The sequence below is a fragment of the Pseudarthrobacter sp. NPDC080039 genome, from assembly GCF_040702335.1.
Lineage (GTDB): Bacteria > Actinomycetota > Actinomycetes > Actinomycetales > Micrococcaceae > Arthrobacter > Arthrobacter enclensis_A.
Genome location: NZ_JBFBKY010000004.1, coordinates 130,357 through 149,096, shown reverse-complemented (window position 1 = coordinate 149,096; position 18,740 = coordinate 130,357). Strand labels below are relative to the sequence as shown.

The window sequence follows — 18,740 nt, the reverse complement described above, 5'->3', positions numbered from 1 at the left end:
GTGCAGCCCAAAGTCGCCGTTGCTGCCGTAACCTTCGACCGCCACGAAGAACTGGCCCTGCTCCTGAAGGGCCTGGCCGCGCAAACAGCGCCGATCCATTCCATCGCCCTGGTGGATTCCGGTACGGTCCCGGCCCGCGACGTGGTCACGTCCGGGGGAGCGGAGAACATCAACTACCTCCGCTCCGAGGCCAACCTGGGCGGTGCCGGGGGTTTTGCCTACGCGATCCTGGCGGCCATGGCCAGCGGCGCGGAGTGGATCTGGCTGATGGACGACGACGGCCATCCGGAGGACGCCACCTGCCTGGCCGAACTGCTCCAGGCCGCGGAGGAGCACCAGCTGGACATCATCAGCCCGCTGGTGGCGGCTACGGCGGACCCCAACCGGCTGTCCTTCAATTTCCGCATCAACGGACTCCTGACCAACGACCGCTCCCGCCTTGCACCTATGGGCTACCTTCCGGACATGGTCCACTTTTTCAACGGTGCGCTGATCCGGACCGAAGTCTTTTACAAAATCGGCATTCCGGACGTCAAGTTCTTCATCCGCGGGGATGAAGTGGACTTCCTTTCCCGGGTGAAAAAGGCCGGCCTCAAGTACGGGACACTCGCCACGGTGGCCGTCCGGCACCCCGCCACCTGGACGGAAATGAAGCCCATCTTTGGCGGCTTCATCACTCCCGTCATTCCCGAAGGGGAGTTCAAGCGCTACTGCTACTTCCGCAACCGGGGCTATTTGACCCGCAAATACCGGAACCTGCGCTGGTTCAGCGCAGACATCGTCGGCTTCCCCTACTTCTTCCTGAAGAGCGGCGACTTACGGGGCCTGGCCCACTGGTTTGGCGCCTACTCAACCGGCTTCCGCGGCAAGGGCTTCGGCTCCCCCGCGGAACTGATGTCCGGCAGGAACTAGGCCCGCGTGGAGAACCTGTACGCCGTCGTCGTCACCTACAACCGCGCAGATTTCCTGCGCAACCTGCTGGACTCCTTTGCCCGGCTGAACACCCCGCCGACGCACATCCTCGTGGTGGACAATGCCAGTACCGACCACACGGCGGGGGTCGTGGCGGACGCCATCAGCGGCCAGGGCCCGCGGATCCAGTACGAGCGGCTGGACCGGAATGCCGGCGGGGCCGGTGGCTTCTCGCGCGGCGTGGAGCTGGCGCTCGAGTCGGGCGCCGAATGGCTGTGGCTGATGGACGACGACGTCGAAGTCCTTCCCGGCGCCGTTGAAGCACTGGACAAGTTCACCGCGGACTACTCCTGCATGATCGGCCGCCGGTACGACGCCAACGGCAAACCGTTCTTCTGGCAGCATCACTTCGTCGAGGCGCTGGGCATCTTCCTGCCGGTCTCGCGCGACGTGTTCAAGCATTCAGACGTATTCCGCACCAATGTGGGCAACTTCGAGGGCATGCTGGTCAAGGCCTCGGTGGTCCGGGACATCGGGCTGCCGGACCCGCGCTTCTTCATCACCTGGGATGACCTGATTTACGGCTGGCTGGCCGCGCAGCGCACTCCGGTGGTGTACGTCAACGCTTTCGTGATCAGGAAGGTCCGTGCGCAGCGGCAGGTTGATTTGGGGCTGCGCCACCTCAACGACTCGTCCGACCTGAGCCGCCGCTATGTAATGCGCAACCGCGGGCACGTGGCGCACTACCTGAAGGCCTACGGCAAGTACAACCGGGCCGGTTTCGCGGCCGGGACTGCCCTGACGTTCCTGAAGGAAATGGTCCGGCTGATGCTCGTGGAGCGGACGCTCAAAGGCACCGGTGCACTGTGGCAGGGGTGGCGTGAATCGCGCGCGATCCTCGCCGACACGGGATGGGAACCCATGCCGCCGCTGCCGGCGCATCCGGGAAGCGGCAGCCAAAGAGTTTAGTATCGTTCTAGGCCCCGACGCCGTCCGACGGTTTTTGCGGCGGGGATTTTTGAAACAGGCGCTGGCCGCCGTGGTAGTGGAAGTCGGTTGCATCTTCTGTTGAGTACAAAATCTGAAACGCGCGCACCTGCCGCTGTACGGGACGAGAAGCCCGCCCTCTGGATCTGGATCCAGCTCTTCCTGGACTCCATGTCGTGGGTCGTGGCCATCGTCCTGGCGTTGCTGCTGCGCTACGAGATGGGCATCCGGGTCGAACAGTTCGCGGGCGCATTCGCCGTGGCCGCCATCGCCGTCGTCGTGCAAATGCTCGCCGGCTACTCCCTGGCTCTCTACCGCGGCCGCTACCCGTTTGGCAGCTTCCAGGAGGCCCGGGCACTGGTAATCGTCACCGTTATCGTGGCCGCTTCCATCACGGCCAGCCTGCTGGTGCTGTACGAGGCCATCAACATTGGCCGCAGCGTGGGCCTTATCGCCTTCCCGTTCGCCTGCCTTTTCATGGCCGCCACCAGGTACGCCAAGCGCCTCTATGTGGAAAGCCGGACCCGGCCAGCGGACGGCGCACAGAACACCCTTGTTTACGGCGCAGGGTTCCTCGGCAACTCGCTGGTGACCAGGATGCTGCAGGACCCCGACTCGCCTTACTTCCCCGTCGGACTGATCGACGACGACCCAACCAAGAAGCACCTCCGGCTTTCCGGAGTGCAGGTGCAGGGCCGGGGAGACGACCTGCCGGCCATCATCCGGCGCACCCGGGCCAAGGTCCTGGTCCTCGCTTTCGCCAACGTCGAAGCCGGCCTGGTACGGCGCATTTCCGATGCCGTGGCCGGCCTGAATGTCCGCGTCCTGGTGCTGCCCCCGCTGCGGGACATGCTCGGCAGCGGGACTCCGGCCGGGTTTTCTGACTTCCGGGATGTAGCCGTTGAAGACCTGATTGGGCGCCGTCCGGTTGACATCAAAGTCGATGAGATTGCGGGCTACATCACCGGGAAGCGGGTCCTGGTCACGGGGGCGGGCGGATCGATCGGCTCCGAGCTCTGCCGCCAGATCGTACAGTTCAGCCCCGCCGAACTGATCATGCTGGACCACGACGAAACCGGCCTGCAACAAACCCAAATTTCCATCACCGGCCGCGGCCTGCTGGCCGGGCGCGACACTGTCCTCGCCAACATTCGCGACGGGGAAGCGCTGCAGGCAATTTTTGCTGACCGGCGCCCCGAGGTGGTGTTCCACGCGGCAGCGCTCAAACACGCGCCACTGCTGCAGCAGTATCCTGTGGAAGCCTGGAAGACCAACGTCTGCGGCACGCTGAACGTACTGCGCGCCGCCCAGCATGCCGGTGTTTCACACTTCGTCAACATCTCCACGGACAAGGCCGCGAACCCCACCACAGCGCTTGGCCACTCCAAGCGGGTAGCCGAAAAGCTCACCGCCTGGATGGCTGGCCAGACCCAGCGGAAGTTCGTCTCCGTCCGGTTCGGCAACGTTATGGGCAGCCGGGGGTCGATGCTTCCCCTCTTTACCGAGCAGATCCGCGTGGGCGGTCCGGTGACGGTCACCGACCCGGACGTCACCCGCTTCTTCATGACAATCCCGGAGGCCTGCCAGCTGGTCATCCAGGCCGGTGCCATCGGCGCGGGCGGCGACGTCCTGATCCTGGACATGGGTGAACCCGTGCGCATCCTGGACGTGGCACAGCGGATGATCGCCATGTCCGGCAAGGATGTGGAGATCATCTATACGGGGCTGCGGCCCGGCGAGAAACTGCATGAAGTGCTGGTGGGCGCGGGGGAGCTGGACGAGCGTCCCCTGCATCCGAAAATCTCCCACACCAAGGCAACCGAGCAGGATCCGGACAAACTGGACCTCAACGTCTGGCTGGCCCGCTGCGAGGCGGAACAGGGCGCCAGTATTGGCGATATTCCGGATGACGAGGCCGACGACGCGGGTCCGGTCAGGGTGGCGTCATGATGCCGTTGGTCCTGGTCGCCGCCACGACACTGCTGGCCAGTCTCCTGCTTCCCTTCGCAGTAAAACCGTGGCTTGTACGGATGGGCGTCGTGGATATCCCGTCCGCGCGCTCATCGCATGTCAAAGCCACCATCCGCGGCATGGGTGTGGCGGCTGCGCTGGCCACCGTCATCGGTTATGCGGCAGCGGTGCTGCTGGGAGTCGTCACCGTTGACCGCTCCATTTCCGCGGTGGTGCTCGGCATCATCGCCGCCTGCGCCGTGGTCGGCTGGGTGGAGGACCTGCGCGGCCTGTCCATCAGCGGACGCGCCGGCGCCCAGCTGGGCATCGGGGCAGCGGGCTCCGCAGCGCTGATCGTGCTGACAGGGCAGTCCTTCTGGTGGCTGCCGCTCGCCGCAGTTGCCATTGCGGCCTACGTCAACATCGCCAACTTCATGGACGGTGTCAATGGCATTTCAGGGCTCCACGGGGCTACTGCAGGGGTTGCCTACGCTGTGGCGGGAACGTTGTCGGAACAGCCATGGCTGACTGCCGGCGGCACGGTGCTGGCGATGTCCTTCCTCGGTTTCCTGCCGTGGAACCTTGGCCGGGGCTCCGTCTTCCTTGGGGACGTGGGCAGCTACCTGCTGGGCGCTTCGATCGCAGCCCTGGCGGTGGCCGGCTTCCTCAGCGGCGTCTACGTCGAGTATGTCCTGTCGCCGATCCTGGTGTACGCCGCCGACACCGGCTACACGCTGCTGCGGCGGATCAAGGCGGGGGAGCGCTGGTACGCGTCCCACCGGGAGCACGTCTACCAGCGGCTGACGGACGTTGGCTTCTCGCATCTGCAATCGGCCGGTGCGGTGACGCTCTGCACGGTGGCGGTCATCATTCTTGGCTTCGTTGCCGCCACCGCATCGTTGCCGGTGGTGGTCCTGTGCGTCACGGTGGGCGTGCTGATCCTTGCCTTGTACCTGGCGAGCCCGGACCTGATCCGCCGGCGCCGCCGCAGGTCCAGGGTCACGCGCCTGCCGGTGACCTAGCCATGTTCTATCTCGTGTAGAATTTAGGGGCAGCCCAAGCTGCCACTCCACCCCCTGCCTCCTGGCGATTCGCCATGTGGTGCCGACGATTGGGATCGAATGACCTCCAACGCCGAGTCCGGACCTGCTTCCGGCAATGGACACGTTGGCGCTTCCGGTCCCACCGCCTCCCTCTGGCTGAACCTGCTCAAGCGCAGTTCGATTGCCGCTGGTGCCGGCCTTGCGCTGTGCGCCATCCCTGCCGGCCTCCTCAACGGAGCCACCGGGGCCGTATCGAGTGTCCTCGGCGGCCTCCTGGTGATGCTGTTCTTTGGAATAAGCCTGCTGATCGGGCACTTCGTTGGCCGCAGCAATCCCTCGGGTGCGATTGGCGTGTTTGTGGCCACCTACTTCATCAAAGTAGTTGGCTTCGCTGTGGTCCTGTTCGTCATTGGCGCTCCGGAATGGCTTCACGGCCGCTGGTTCATCATTGGCGCCGTGGTAGCCGTCGTCCTCTGGCAGGCCGCCGAAATCCACGGCTTCAGCAGGGCCCGCCTCCAGATCTACAACGACCCGGAAGACAAGGGTGCAGCTGATGCGTGATCCGAAGAAAGCCGCCGGCGCCCCCCATGGCAAACGCGGCACAAACGGCGCTTCATCCGCCGCTTCCGACCCCTCCACCGATGGCGGCTACAACGCCGGAATGGCCGTGTTCAGCTACATCATTGGCGGAATCATCGTCTGGAGTTTGATAGGGTGGGGACTGGATTATCTGTGGGGAACGCGCTGGATTGTGCTCGCAGGCGCTCTGCTTGGAGCCGTCGGAGGTTTCTACCTTTCCCACATGCATGGCCTTACCAGTTCCCGCAAAACTGCTGATGAGCGCCATGCTTCCAGCGCACCGTCCCAGGACGGAAAAGATAATGCCAAATAATTTCACAGGGGGAACAGCAGGCTGTCAGGCTGCCGGACCCCGCCCAACGCCCAATGATGGACACTGCAGAGAGGAAACGCGTTGATCGCGCTTGCGCTCCCGGCCCAAGATTCAGGAGAGTTCACTCCTCCTGGAATTAACGAAATGCATTTGCCGGCAATCCTGCCGTGGGGTGCCGCAGAAGGATTCTCCAAGCAGATGCTGCTGGTCCTCCTCTCTGTCGTCTTTATCGCAGTCTTCTTCGTGCTCGCCGCACGCAAGCAGCAGCTGGTACCCGGCAAGCTCCAGTTCGCCGGCGAAGCCGCTTACGGCTTTGTCCGCAACGGCATTGCCAAGGACATCATCGGCGGCAGGGACTTCATCAAGTACGTCCCGCTGCTTTTCAGCCTGTTCTTCTTCATCCTGGTCAACAACATCTACGGCGCCATCCCGGTGTTCCAGCTCCCCACGTTCTCGCATGTGGGTGGAGCGTACGTGTTGGCCGGCCTCGTCTACGTCACCTGGATCGCCATCGGCGTGAAGAAGAACGGCCTGCGCTACTTCAAGCTCGCAACCGTCCCCTCGGGCGTGCCGTGGTACATCCTGCCCATCGTCATTCCGATTGAGATCATCTCCAACTTCGTTGTCCGGCCCGTCACGCACAGCCTGCGTCTGTTCGCGACCATGCTCGCCGGCCACCTGATTGTCATGATCGCCGGTTCCGGCATCGAGTACCTCATCATGCAGGAGAACTTTCTGCTGAAGGGAACGTCGGTCCTGGTCCTGGCCGGTGCCATCGCAATGTACATGCTCGAAGCCCTGATCATGGTCCTGCAGGCTTACGTCTTCACGCTGCTGACTGCGATCTACATCGAAGGTGCGCTGCACGCCGACAGCCACTAGGCACCCCGCCGGGGGCGCGACGCGCCGCCGGCACACCACAGTCTTCCCCTCGCGGGGATGAAGCAACCCAAACAACCTGCCGCACAGGCGGCATCTTGAAAGGAAAAAAAATGGAAGGCTCCATCAACGGCTCCCTCAACCTCATCGGCTATGGCCTCTCGGCTATCGGCGGTGGTATCGGTGTGGGTCTCGTGTTCGCTGCCTACATCAACGGCGTTGCACGCCAGCCGGAAGCCCAGCGCGTCCTGCAGCCGATCGCATTCCTGGGCCTGGCGCTGACCGAAGCACTCGCCATCCTGGGTCTGGTCTTCGCTTTCGTTCTCAAGTAAACCTTCAGAACTTCAGCGAACATTCAGAACCGAGTAGATAAGGACGGGTGAAATATGCATCAGCTGATCAGCTCAGCCGCCGCTGAAGGCGACGTCAACCCCCTTGTTCCCAATGGCTGGGAAATGCTGGTTGTCTTCGTGGGCTTTGCCATCCTCTTCTTCATCGTGGTCAAGTATGTTGTCCCGATGTTCGAGAAGACCTTCGCAGAGCGTGCCGAGGCCATCGAAGGCGGCATCGCCAAGGCTGAAAAGGCCCAGGCTGAGGCGTCTGCTGCACTCGAAGAGTACAAGCAGCAGCTGACCGACGCCCGCACCGAAGCCAACCGCATCCGTGAGGAAGCCCGCGCCGAAGGTGCCCAGATCCTCGCGGATCTCAAGGAGAAGGCGGCAGCCGAGTCTGCCCGCATCACCGCGCAGGCCCACGCACAGATCGAATCCGAGCGCCAGGCGGCCGTTGTGTCCCTGCGCTCCGAGGTAGGCACCCTGGCCACCACCCTCGCGGGCCGCATCGTGGGCGAGTCCCTCGACGACGATGCACGCGCAGCACGGGTCGTTGACCGTTTCCTGGCAGATCTGGAGTCCCAGAACGCAGGTGCAGCTAAGTAATGGCAGGCGTATCGAGCGAATCGCTGGCAACTGCACTGGCCGCTTTGGAAGCGAAGCTTCCCACGGCGTCGCTGCAGCTGGCAAAGGAACTCTTCGGAATTCTGGGAATGCTGGACAGCTCGGCTGGCTTGCGCCGTGCCCTGACTGACCCCTCCCGCAGCGGCGACGAAAAGTCTGCTCTGGTCAGGCAGCTGGTTGGCGGAAAAGTCTCCGCTGATGCTGCTGAAATCGCGGGTGGACTGGCCAGCTCACGCTGGGCATCGGCGCGCGACATCGGCGATGCACTCGAGACTCTTGCCGCAACGGTGGTCATTTCCGTTGCTGAAAACAAGTCGGCCGTTTCTGCCTCCGGAATCACTGGCCTGGAGGAGCTGGAAAACGATCTGTTTTCCTTCAACCAGGCTGTTGCCTCCAGCCACGAGGTACAACGTGCTCTGTCCGAACCGCAGGCAAGCGCCGCAGCCAAGGCTGTCCTTGCCGGCAAGCTGGTGCCCGGTGTCAGTGAGGAAGCCAAAGTCCTCATCACGCAGGCAGTCACCCAGCCGCGCGGCATCAAGCCCACCCGGCTTGTGGAGCGGTTCGCCGAACTGGCGGCCAAGCGGCAGCAGCGCTGGATTGCAACGGTCAGCGTGACCCGTCCTTTGTCGCAGACGCAACTGGCACGCCTCAAGGCGGGCCTGAATGCCCTGTACGGGCGGGATTTGAAGGTCAACATCAACGTTGACCCGTCGCTCATTGGCGGAATCCGCGTCCAGGTGGGTGACGAAGTGCTCGACGCTTCTGTCATCACCCGGCTGGGCGAACTGCAACGCCAGCTGGCCGGCTAGCCGGACAAGCACACCAAAACTGATAGAAACCCCGGTCACCGTTTGCGGTGATCACAAACAGGAGAGCAGGGACTGCAGATGGCCGAATTGACCATCAACGCCGACGACGTCCGTAATGCGCTGAACGAGTTCGCGGCGTCCTACGAACCCGGGAACGCAGAGCGCGTAGAGGTCGGCCGCGTAACCACCGCTAGTGACGGCATCGCCCGTGTTGAGGGCCTTCCCTCGGTCATGGCGAACGAGCTGCTGCGTTTCGAGGACGGCACCCTGGGCCTGGCCCAGAACCTGGACGTCCGCGAAATCGGCGTGATCGTCCTCGGCGACTTCACCGGCATCGAGGAAGGCCAGGAAGTCCACCGGACCGGACAGGTTCTGTCCGTTCCCGTTGGCGACGCCTTTCTTGGCCGCGTCGTTGACCCGCTGGGCGTGCCCATCGACGACCTCGGCGAGATCAAGGCCGAGACCACTCGTGCACTGGAGCTGCAGGCTCCGGGCGTGACCCAGCGCAAGTCGGTGCATGAGCCGATGCAGACCGGCCTGAAGGCCATCGACGCGATGATCCCGATCGGACGCGGCCAGCGCCAGCTCATCATTGGCGACCGCCAGACCGGCAAGTCCGCCATCGCGATCGACACCATCATCAACCAGAAGGCCAACTGGGCTTCCGGCGATGTCACCAAGCAGGTCCGCTGCATCTACGTCGCCATCGGCCAGAAGGCGTCCACGATTGCCGCCATCCGGCAGACCCTCGAGGACAACGGCGCGCTGGAGTACACCACCATCGTGGCATCTCCCGCGTCCGACCCCGCAGGCTTCAAGTACCTGGCACCGTACGCCGGGTCGGCCATCGGCCAGCACTGGATGTACGGCGGCAAGCACGTCCTCATCGTGTTCGATGACCTGTCCAAGCAGGCCGAGGCCTACCGTGCAGTGTCCCTGCTGCTCCGCCGCCCGCCGGGACGCGAAGCCTACCCGGGCGACGTCTTCTACCTGCACTCCCGCCTGCTGGAGCGTTGTGCGAAGCTCTCCGACGAACTCGGTGCGGGTTCCATGACCGGCCTGCCGCTGATCGAGACCAAGGCGAACGACGTGTCCGCCTACATCCCGACCAACGTCATCTCCATCACCGATGGCCAGATCTTCCTCCAGTCGGACCTCTTCAACGCCAACCAGCGTCCCGCTGTCGACGTTGGCGTCTCGGTGTCCCGCGTGGGCGGTGCCGCCCAGGTGAAGTCCATGAAGAAGGTCTCCGGTACCTTGAAGCTGGACCTGGCCCAGTACCGCGACATGCAGGCGTTCGCCATGTTCGCATCCGACCTGGATGCGGCATCCCGCCAGCAGCTGACCCGTGGTGCCCGCCTGATGGAACTGCTGAAGCAGGGCCAGTACTCACCGTTCCCGGTCGAGGACCAGGTTGTTTCCATCTGGGCCGGCACCAACGGCTACCTGGACGACGTTCCGGTGGAGGACATCAGCCGGTTCGAGGCCGAGTTCCTGGAGCACCTGCGCCACAAGTCCTCGATCCTGACCACGCTGGCACAGACCAACGTGCTGGACGACGACACCGTGGCTGCCCTGAAGTCCTCGATCGTGGACTTCAAGAAGGGTTTCTTCGGCCAGGGTGACAACCACCTGGTAGGCGCCGGCCACGAGGAGCACGACGCTATCTCCGAGGGCGAAGTCGACCAGGAAAAGATCGTCAAGCAGAAGCGCTAGTTCCGCACCGCCGGGTGTGCCGGGCCGCAAAGGCACGGCACACCCGGCGACGGAATGTTAGGAAAGGATAAGTATGGGAGCCCAGATCCGGGTCTACCGCCAGAAGATCAGCTCGACCACGTCGATGCGCAAGATCTTCAAGGCGATGGAACTGATCGCTACCTCGCGCATCGGGAAGGCCCGTGCGCGCGTAGCAGCTTCACTGCCTTACGCGAACGCGATCACGCGCGCCGTTTCTGCTGTCGCCAGCCAAAGCGAAATCGACCACCCGCTGATCACTGAGCCGGAGCAGATCCGCCGTGCCGCCGTCCTGGTAATCACCTCGGACCGCGGCCTGGCAGGTTCCTACTCGGCCAGCGTCCTCAAGCAGGCGGAAGGTCTCAACGAGCTGCTCCGCGCCGAAGGCAAGGAAGTCAAGACCTACGTCGTGGGCCGCAAGGCCCAGGCCTACTTCGATTTCCGGAACCGCGAGTACGCGCGGGTCTGGACCGGAGGAACCGACGCACCCGAGTTCGCTACTGCCCGTGAAATCGGCGCAGCGTTGCTGGCAGAATTCGCGACCGACTTCGAAGACGGCGGCGTGGACGAGATACATGTTGTCTACACCCGCTTCAAGTCCATGGTCACCCAGGAGCCGACGGTCATCCGCCTGCTCCCGCTTGAAGTAGTGGAAGAGCAGGCTGAATCTGAATCGGATCTCCTGCCGCTGTATGAGTTCGAACCGGAAGCCGAGCGTGTCCTTGACGCCCTGCTGCCGCGGTACATCGAATCCCGTATCTTCGCAGCCATGTTGCAGGCAGCAGCTTCCGAGCTCGCAGCCCGCCAGCGGGCGATGAAGTCCGCAGGCGACAACGCAACGGACCTGATCAAGAAGTACACGCGTCTGCGCAACACGGCCCGCCAGGCCGAAATTACGCAGGAACTCTCCGAGATTGTTGCCGGTGCCGACGCCCTCGCGTCCTAGCCTGCACCGCCCCGGTTCCGCGTAACCAGCACCACCACAGATAAACTTAACCCCACGCCATCTACTGAATGAAGTGAGAGAGATGACTGCCACTGCTACCGAACACGTAGCCGCAACGTCCGGTGCAACCGGCCGTATTGCGCGCGTAATCGGCCCGGTTGTCGACGTCGAATTCCCGGCTGACGCAATCCCGTCGATCTACAACGCCCTCACCACCGAGATCACTCTCAACGGTGAGACCAAGACCATCACGTTCGAGACCTCCCAGCACCTGGGCGACAACCTCGTGCGCGCCATCTCCCTGCAGGCAACCGACGGCCTCGTCCGGGGCACCTCCGTGGTGGACAGCGGCGCCCCCATCTCCGTGCCCGTCGGCGACGGAGTCAAGGGCCACATCTTCAACGTGCTGGGCCAGCCCCTGGACGTTGCGGAGTCGGAACTGGACATCAGCGAACGCTGGCCGATCCACCGCAAGGCCCCCAGTTTCGCCTCGCTCGAAGGCTCCACCGAGATGCTGGAAACCGGTATCAAGGTCATCGACCTCCTCACCCCGTACATCAAGGGTGGAAAGATCGGCCTCTTCGGCGGCGCCGGCGTGGGCAAGACCGTTCTGATCCAGGAAATGATCACCCGTGTTGCCCGCAACTTCGGTGGCACCTCCGTGTTCGCCGGTGTTGGCGAGCGTACCCGTGAAGGAAACGACCTCTGGGTTGAAATGGAGGAGGCAGGCGTCCTCAAGGACACCGCCCTTGTCTTCGGCCAGATGGATGAGCCGCCGGGAACGCGCCTGCGCGTGGCACTGTCCGCACTGACCATGGCGGAGTACTTCCGCGATGTCCAGAACCAGGACGTGCTGCTCTTCATCGACAACATCTTCCGCTTCACCCAGGCCGGTTCCGAGGTGTCGACCCTCCTGGGCCGCATGCCGTCGGCCGTGGGCTACCAGCCCAACCTTGCCGACGAGATGGGCCTCCTGCAGGAGCGCATCACATCCACCAAGGGCCACTCCATCACCTCGATGCAGGCCATCTACGTTCCCGCGGATGACTACACCGACCCGGCTCCGGCAACGACCTTCGCACACCTGGACGCGACCACGGAACTTTCCCGTGAAATTGCTTCCCGTGGCCTGTACCCGGCCGTGGACCCGCTGACGTCCACGTCCCGAATCCTGGATCCCCAGTACATCGGCAAGGACCACTACAACACGGCTGTCCGTGTGAAGCAGATCCTGCAGAAGAACAAGGAACTCCAGGACATCATCGCCATCCTTGGTGTCGATGAGCTTTCCGAGGAAGACAAGATCGTGGTGTCGCGTGCGCGCCGCATCCAGCAGTTCCTGTCGCAGAACACCTACACCGCCAAGCAGTTCACCGGCGTGGAGGGTTCGACGGTTTCCATCAAGGACACCGTGGAAGGCTTCACTGCCATCTGCGACGGCGACCTCGACCACATCGCGGAGCAGGCGTTCTTCAACGTCGGTGGCCTCGATGACGTTGAGCGCCAGTGGGCCAAGATCCAGGAACAGACCAAGTAATATGGCTGAGCTTGAGGTTGAGATTGTCGCAGCGGACCACTTCGTGTGGTCCGGAGCGGCCAAGATGGTCAAGGCCCGCACCAGCGATGGTGAAATCGGAATCCTGCCCGGTCACTCGCCCCTGCTGGCGATCCTGGCCGAAGGTGAACTGGCCATCCAGCCGGTGTCCGGGGACCGCATCGCGGTGGATGTTGACGGTGGGTTCTTCTCCGTTGACAACAACCGCGTGGTGATCGTTGCTGACAACGCCCAGCTGGGCGGCTCGGCTACCGCTGGGATCCGCTAGCACGACCTTGATGGACGCACCGGGTATTTCGTTCATCGCACTGGCAGCTGCGTTCGGATTGCTGATTTTTGCACTGTGCCTTTCGGGGGTGCGCCGCTTCAACCTGCGGCGTGCCCTCGGCACGGTGGACGCCTCCATTTGCATGGCTGACAACAGCTGGCAGATGGGGGTTTGTCGTTATCAGGACAATGATCTCGAGTGGTTCAGGCTGATCTCCCTGAGTGTGCGCCCCAAGTACACGTTCAAGCGGAGCTCCCTGGAACTCCTGGGCCGCCGGAAGCCTACTGAAGCAGAAGCCGTGAAAGTCCAGCCCGACGTCGTCATCGTCGAACTAAGGTACGAAGGGCAGGACGTGCGCCTTGCCATGAAGTTCGATGCCTACACGGGCCTGTCCTCCTGGCTGGAAGCGGGCCCGGTCATTGGCGTAGGGACGTGGCGCTAGCCACGTGGATTGGTTACTAGACATCCGGCTCACGGACGGTCCGCTGTACGCAGCCGTCCTGGTCTTGGGAGTGGGCGGTGCGGCCTACCTCCTGGTTCCACCCCGGCGTGCTTCCGAAGGCGCGCTACTGCGCATCCGGGCCTGGGCAATCCGGGTATTCATCGCTGTGACGGCAGCCTTCGTCCTGGTGGCCACAGTCCACTGGGTGATGATCAACGTGCTCGCGGTCTTTCCGGCCGACATCCCGGACCCTGTTTTGCTGTGGTTCGTGCCGGCCGTCGCTGCCGTCATCCTGGGTATCCTCAGGGTGCCGAGGTCAAGCTGGATCCACTACGGGACAGGCTTCCTCGCCGTTGTCCTGGTGATACTGCTCTCAACCATCCAGATCAACGCCTACTTCGGGCTCAACAGGACCGTCAGCGATCTGCTCGGTACGGCTTTGGCCCGGATACCGGCACTTGAGCAAAACCTCATGCGCCACACCGGGCAACCTGACGGCGTACCGCTCCAGGGCTGGAAGGCGCAGGGGGAGTTGCCGGCCGGGGGCGCCCTGCGGAAGTCCGCGATTCCCGGGACGCTGTCCGGCATGAACGCGAGGGACGCCTACATCTATCTTCCGCCGGCATACTTTGCGGCCAACCGGCCCGCACTGCCGGTGCTGGTGCTGGTGGCCGGGCAGCCCGGCGGCCCGGCTGACTGGCTCACCGGCGGCGCACTCCGCGGCCACATGGATTCCTTTGCCGCCACGCATGGTGGAGTATCGCCGGTCGTGGTGATCCCCGACCCCAACGGCTCCCAGTCCGCCAACACCATGTGCATGGACAGCCGCATTGCCAAAGCGGACACGTACCTGTCGCAGGACGTGCCGCACTGGATCAGTTCGACCCTGGCAGTGGACACCAACCACAGCCACTGGGCCATCGGCGGGTTCTCCTTCGGCGGTACCTGCGCCGTACAGATGGGAACCAGGCATCCGCACATCTACGCCGACGTCCTGGGATTTTCCAGCGAAGCGGAACCTGCCATTGCCAAGGAGCGGCAAAAGACCATTGACGCAGCCTTTCCCGGAAACCCCAACGAATTCACCAAGCAGACTCCGCTGGAGATCATGAAACACCAACGCTTCGACTCCCACGGCATGTACCTGACCGCAGGCCAGAACGATCCGGAGTTCGTGGCGAATCTACGGACACTTGCCGCTGCCGCCCAGGACGCCGGGTTCACGGTGCAGGCACACGTTGTGGAACATACCGGGCACTCCTGGGACACCTCCTCCAAACGCTTTACCGATGCTCTGCAGTTCCTTGGCACCCAATGGGGGCTCACGTGGTGACCAGTAAAAATCCGGACCGGACCGTTGCCCTGATGTGGACCGCCGTCGGACGCCCCGCAGTCCGCCAGATACTGCGCACGTTGACGGCCATGCCCTTTACCCTGAGCGTGGTTGCCACTTTCCTCGGTGCCGCCGCCCTGACCGGAAGCTTCCTTGACGGACCGCCGGAGCACCTGCTCGGGCTGGCGTCCGTCAGCGGCCCGGGGATGCGCGGCGGCCAGTGGTGGTCTTTGTTCACCAGTCTCTTCTTCGCCACCAACCCGCTCGCCTACATCACGGCGTCGCTGATGATGGTCCTGCTGCTGGGGCTGGCGGAGCGCAAGCTGGGCCTCCGCGCCGCCATCGGGCTGTTCTTCGGCGGCCAGTTCGCGTCCGTCACTGTGTTCCTGCTGGTGACCCAGCTGGCCGCCTATGTGGGGGACGGCTGGCTGGACACCATGGCCGACGACAACCTGATCGGCCCTTACGCGCCGGTGCTGACGGCGGGCCTGGCCGCCAGCGCCCGGATCACCCTGCTGTGGCAGCGCCGTCTGCGCACCGCGGTGCTCACCATCTCGCTCCTCCTGGTCCTGTACGTGGGGCATGCCGAAACGGTCATTGGCCTCATCGGCGCCCTTCTGGGTCTCCTTGCGGGCTGGTGGATCCAGGGGGACCAGGGGCGGCTGCACCGCCACCGGTCCACGGGCCGGGAGACCAGGAACCTGCTGGCGCTCACCGTTGCCGTGTTCGCTGTGGGTCCCATCCTGACCGGCATCACCCGTGCGCCAACCGGTCCGCTGGCATTGCTGCGGGACGTCGTGCTGAGTCCGATGCCCACGCTCAGCCAGCTGGTGTTCAACTGCGGGGCAACAGTTGACGCCTCATGTCTGGAAACAGGAAGGGCAGGTTTCGCAGGACCGTTTGGCCTGGCCCTGGCGGTGGTACCGGTCATCCTGCTGCTGATCTGCGCGGACGGCATGCGCCGCGGCCGCCGGCTCGCCCTCAACATCGCCTTGACCATCCAGTTGGTAGTCACGGCCCTGGCGGCCGTGTACCTTACCCTGTTCGCCCTCGTCCCGTCGCGGCTCCAGGGCACACATTCAACCCCGCTGTCCTCTGCTTTCGCCCACGTGCTTCCGCTGGTGGTGGTCCCGCTGTTGCTGGCCGTCATCTTGTGGCTCAACCGCCGGCAGTTCCGCGTACAGACCCGCCCGGGTGCCCGCCGCGTACTGGCGGCCGTGGTCTGCGGGACATGGCTGGTCCTCGCCGGTTCCTATACCGTGGCCTGGTTCTTATCCGGGGGACTGGCCCGCGACGGCGGGCTGCTGGGCCTGTTCGCCGAATTGGCGCGGCAGTACGTTCCGGTGCCGATTCCACAGCAATTCCGCAGGGTCTTTCCGGACCAGGCCAGCGCGGAGGCCATACTGTTCGCCTATTCCGGTCCGGTGTTCTGGCTTGTGGCCCTGGTGGCTGTGTGGTGGGTGCTGGTGGGCCGGAACCACGGCCTGAACTTCGGCCGGCAGGACCGGGACCGCGCGCGCGAACTACTCCATCAGGGCGGGGGCCCGCTGTCCTGGATGGCGCTGTGGGAGCCGAACACCTACTGGTTCAGCCCGGACGGTGCCGGTGCCATGCCTTTCCAGCAGCACGGGACGGTGGCGTTGACCCTGGGCGGCGCCATCGGCGACCGAAGAGCGGAGCAGCAGGTCACGGAAGGCTTCCTGGACTACTGCCGCGGCCAGGCCCTGATACCCGCGCTGTATTCCTGCGACGACACCATGTGGCCAATGCTGCGGGAACGCGGCTTTTCCCGGGTGGCCGTTGCGCAGGAGACGCGCCTGGCGCTGAACGAGCTGGAGTTCAAGGGAAAGGAATGGCAGAACGTCCGGACCGCCCTGAACCGTGCCGCGAAGCTGGGGGTGCATGCCGTCTGGGGCTCGTACCACTCGCTCCCTGCGGCGCTCCGGTTGCGGCTCAACGAGGTGTCCGAGGAATGGGCGGCCGGCAAGTCTGTTCCGGAAATGGGCTTTACGCTGGGCGGCGTGGACGAGCTCGACGACGAGGAAGTCCTTTGCTGCCTGGCCGTCGACGGGAACGGCGCTGTCCACGGAGTGACCAGCTGGCTGCCCGTGTACGACGACGGCCGGCTGGTGAGCAGGACGCTGGACGTCATGCGCCGCGGCAGCGAGGGGTTTCCGGGCGTGATGGAGTTCCTGATCGCCTCGGCCGTGCTGGAGTTGCGGGATTCGGTTGACGTGATCTCGCTGTCGGGCTCTCCGCTGGCAACCCGTCCGGACACCGGCCAGGAGAACGCTGCAGGGTCAGCAGCACCGGCAGGCGGCGGGCAGCCGGGAGGTGCCGGGCAGCCGGGCGCCCAGGATGGTGCGGCCGAAAGCGAGGCGAACGAAGATCCAGGGGCCACCGATGAGGGCGCGCAGAATCTGGTGCGGATCCTGGACCTGGTGGGCCGCGCACTTGAGCCGGTGTACGGCTTCCGGTCCTTGGCGGCCTTCAAGTCCCGGTTCAAACCCGAATACCGCGCCCTCTACCTTTACTACCAGGACCCGCTGCATCTGCCGGCCATCGGCAGGGCACTTACCCGGGCTTACCTGCCCGGTCTGTCCCTGGCGCAGGGTGCCCGGCTGGTCGGAAAATTGGTCACCTGACCGCCTCAACAGCGGCTGTGAACCGTGGGTGCTAAAGCGGGGGAATCAATAAAGTCGCATTCCATTTGCGAAATTGGGAATAAACAAATGGTCCCCGGCAAATTTGCCGGGGACCATTTGTTGTGACAGCCGCCTGAAGCGGCCGGCGGGTGACTAGACCAGAGTGACGCCGGTGGCCTGCGGGCCCTTTGCGCCCTGGCCGATTTCGAACTGAACGCGCTGGTTCTCGTCGAGGGTCTTGAAGCCGCCGGTCTGGATCTCGGAGTAGTGAACGAAGACATCGCCATCGGAGTCGTCCGGGGTGATGAAGCCGAAGCCCTTTTCAGCGTTGAACCACTTCACGGTTCCCTGTGCCATTTATTTCTCCTCATTGTGGAACTTTTTAAGACCGGCACACCTCGTGCCGCCCTTGGTCACTCCGCGAGAAGAATCCTGGTTTGCCGTGGCCCCTTAGGGGATCGGCGCTGCAGGAGCTTCGCGCTCGCAACATGTCTTGCGAGCATGAAAAACACCTACACAAAGACTGAGATAAGAATTTCATGCCCGTTCCCGCAGGTCAACGGCCCGCACAACAAAAAGGATAAAAATTAGGTAAAAAACAGGTGACCGCACGGCTCCGGCGAAAGGGGCAATTTGGTGCCTGGAGCAACAGTTGAAATCTAGAAGAGCCGTGATTCGCTGTCGTCCACCCCGCGCATGGCGTCGTAGTCCAGCGTGACGCAGTCGATTCCGCGGTCGTTGGCGAGGACCTTTGCCTGCGGTTTGATCTGCTGGGCCGCAAAAATGCCGCGGACGGGTGCCAGCAGGGGGTCGCGGTTGAGCAGTTCCAGGTACCGCGTGAGCTGCTCCACGCCGTCGATGTCGCCCCTGCGCTTGAGTTCGATGGCCACCGTGGCGCCGTCGGCGTCCCGGGCCAGGATGTCAACGGGGCCGATGGCGGTGAAGTACTCGCGCCTGATCAGGGAGTAGCCCTGGCCCAGCGTTTCAATCTGCTCGGCGAGCAGGCGCTGCAGGTCCGCCTCCACGCCGTCCTTGATCAGCCCGGGGTCCACGCCGAGGTCGTGGGAGGATTCGCTGATCTTTTCATGGATGTTGATGATGAGCCGGTCATCTGTCTTGGCAGACTGCACTGTCCACTGCTCCACCACGCCAAGTTCCAGGTCTACCTCGTCGGGGGACGAGACCCTGAGCCTGGCCGGCGGGCTCATCCAGTTCAGGGGTTTGTAGGAACCGCCGTCGGAGTGGACCAGCACGGAGCCGTCCGCCTTGACCAGCAGCAGCCGGGTGGCGAGGGGGAGATGGGCTTTGAGCCGGCCAACGTAATCAACGGAGCAATGGGCTATGACAAGTCGCACGCCGTACAGACTACCGCGTGGGCCCGGCCGGGAA

Annotated in this window: 19 protein-coding genes; 17 read left to right on the top strand and 2 right to left on the bottom strand. The window is 63.8% G+C overall.

Annotated elements, in window-relative coordinates:
• The 17 genes from AB0313_RS06555 (at position 1) to AB0313_RS06475 (ending at position 17,351) form a co-directional block, all read left to right on the top strand.
• A complete protein-coding gene (locus tag AB0313_RS06555; protein WP_366304407.1) occupies positions 1–912 on the top strand; it encodes a glycosyltransferase in 912 nt (303 codons plus the stop codon).
• Between the two features lie 6 nt (positions 913–918).
• Positions 919–1,881 (top strand): glycosyltransferase, encoded by a 963-nt coding sequence (locus tag AB0313_RS06550; RefSeq protein ID WP_366304405.1) that lies wholly within the window; start codon positions 919–921, stop codon positions 1,879–1,881.
• A gap of 99 nt (positions 1,882–1,980) precedes the next feature.
• Positions 1,981–3,849 carry a nucleoside-diphosphate sugar epimerase/dehydratase gene (locus AB0313_RS06545; RefSeq protein ID WP_141942092.1) on the top strand — a complete coding sequence of 623 codons (1,869 nt, stop codon included), beginning with the start codon at positions 1,981–1,983 and terminating at the stop codon, positions 3,847–3,849.
• Positions 3,846–4,871, top strand: a complete 1,026-nt coding sequence (locus AB0313_RS06540; protein ID WP_141942090.1) for a glycosyltransferase family 4 protein — start codon at positions 3,846–3,848, stop codon at positions 4,869–4,871. Before AB0313_RS06545 ends, AB0313_RS06540 begins: the two co-directional genes overlap by 4 nt.
• Before the next feature lie 99 nt (positions 4,872–4,970).
• The gene (locus AB0313_RS06535) at positions 4,971–5,453 is read left to right on the top strand and encodes a hypothetical protein (protein WP_307308644.1); all 483 of its coding nucleotides are present in this window, start codon (positions 4,971–4,973) and stop codon (positions 5,451–5,453) included.
• Entirely contained in the window at positions 5,446–5,784 is a 339-nt protein-coding gene (locus AB0313_RS06530; protein WP_307308646.1) for an AtpZ/AtpI family protein, read from the top strand. Before AB0313_RS06535 ends, AB0313_RS06530 begins: the two co-directional genes overlap by 8 nt.
• An 81-nt stretch (positions 5,785–5,865) precedes the next feature.
• Entirely contained in the window at positions 5,866–6,666 is an 801-nt protein-coding gene (gene atpB, locus AB0313_RS06525; protein ID WP_110541036.1) for a F0F1 ATP synthase subunit A, read from the top strand.
• A 110-nt stretch (positions 6,667–6,776) separates the two neighbouring features.
• On the top strand, positions 6,777–6,995 hold the full coding sequence (gene atpE, locus AB0313_RS06520) for an ATP synthase F0 subunit C (RefSeq protein ID WP_003804776.1): 219 nt from the start codon (positions 6,777–6,779) through the stop codon (positions 6,993–6,995).
• A gap of 54 nt (positions 6,996–7,049) precedes the next feature.
• Positions 7,050–7,601, top strand: coding sequence for a F0F1 ATP synthase subunit B (locus tag AB0313_RS06515; RefSeq protein WP_366304402.1), 552 nt, complete (start codon positions 7,050–7,052; stop codon positions 7,599–7,601).
• Positions 7,601–8,428 (top strand): F0F1 ATP synthase subunit delta, encoded by an 828-nt coding sequence (locus AB0313_RS06510; RefSeq protein WP_141942084.1) that lies wholly within the window; start codon positions 7,601–7,603, stop codon positions 8,426–8,428. The genes AB0313_RS06515 and AB0313_RS06510 overlap by 1 nt, the downstream gene beginning before the upstream one ends.
• Positions 8,429–8,506: 78 nt before the next feature.
• Positions 8,507–10,144 (top strand): F0F1 ATP synthase subunit alpha, encoded by a 1,638-nt coding sequence (gene atpA / locus AB0313_RS06505; RefSeq protein WP_141942082.1) that lies wholly within the window; start codon positions 8,507–8,509, stop codon positions 10,142–10,144.
• 73 nt (positions 10,145–10,217) lie between these two features.
• Positions 10,218–11,108, top strand: a complete 891-nt coding sequence (locus AB0313_RS06500; RefSeq protein ID WP_141942080.1) for a F0F1 ATP synthase subunit gamma — start codon at positions 10,218–10,220, stop codon at positions 11,106–11,108.
• 82 nt (positions 11,109–11,190) lie between these two features.
• Positions 11,191–12,645 carry a F0F1 ATP synthase subunit beta gene (gene atpD, locus AB0313_RS06495; protein ID WP_141942078.1) on the top strand — a complete coding sequence of 485 codons (1,455 nt, stop codon included), beginning with the start codon at positions 11,191–11,193 and terminating at the stop codon, positions 12,643–12,645.
• Between the two features lies 1 nt (position 12,646).
• Positions 12,647–12,931 carry a F0F1 ATP synthase subunit epsilon gene (locus AB0313_RS06490; protein ID WP_018760117.1) on the top strand — a complete coding sequence of 95 codons (285 nt, stop codon included), beginning with the start codon at positions 12,647–12,649 and terminating at the stop codon, positions 12,929–12,931.
• A 10-nt stretch (positions 12,932–12,941) separates the two neighbouring features.
• Positions 12,942–13,373: a DUF2550 domain-containing protein gene (locus AB0313_RS06485; protein WP_366304398.1), complete on the top strand. Its 432-nt coding sequence runs from the start codon at positions 12,942–12,944 to the stop codon at positions 13,371–13,373.
• 4 nt (positions 13,374–13,377) lie between these two features.
• The gene (locus AB0313_RS06480; RefSeq protein WP_366304396.1) at positions 13,378–14,706 is read left to right on the top strand and encodes an alpha/beta hydrolase-fold protein; all 1,329 of its coding nucleotides are present in this window, start codon (positions 13,378–13,380) and stop codon (positions 14,704–14,706) included.
• Between the two features lie 32 nt (positions 14,707–14,738).
• On the top strand, positions 14,739–17,351 hold the full coding sequence (locus AB0313_RS06475; RefSeq protein ID WP_366304602.1) for a phosphatidylglycerol lysyltransferase domain-containing protein: 2,613 nt from the start codon (positions 14,739–14,741) through the stop codon (positions 17,349–17,351).
• A 153-nt stretch (positions 17,352–17,504) separates the two neighbouring features.
• Here the strand turns inward: AB0313_RS06475 and AB0313_RS06470 are convergent, their stop codons facing one another.
• On the bottom strand, positions 17,505–17,708 hold the full coding sequence (locus AB0313_RS06470; protein WP_011692441.1) for a cold-shock protein: 204 nt from the start codon (positions 17,706–17,708) through the stop codon (positions 17,505–17,507).
• Positions 17,709–18,010: 302 nt separating this feature from the next.
• A complete protein-coding gene (gene nucS / locus AB0313_RS06465; protein WP_141942069.1) occupies positions 18,011–18,706 on the bottom strand; it encodes an endonuclease NucS in 696 nt (231 codons plus the stop codon).
• Between the last annotated feature and the right edge of the window lie 34 nt (positions 18,707–18,740).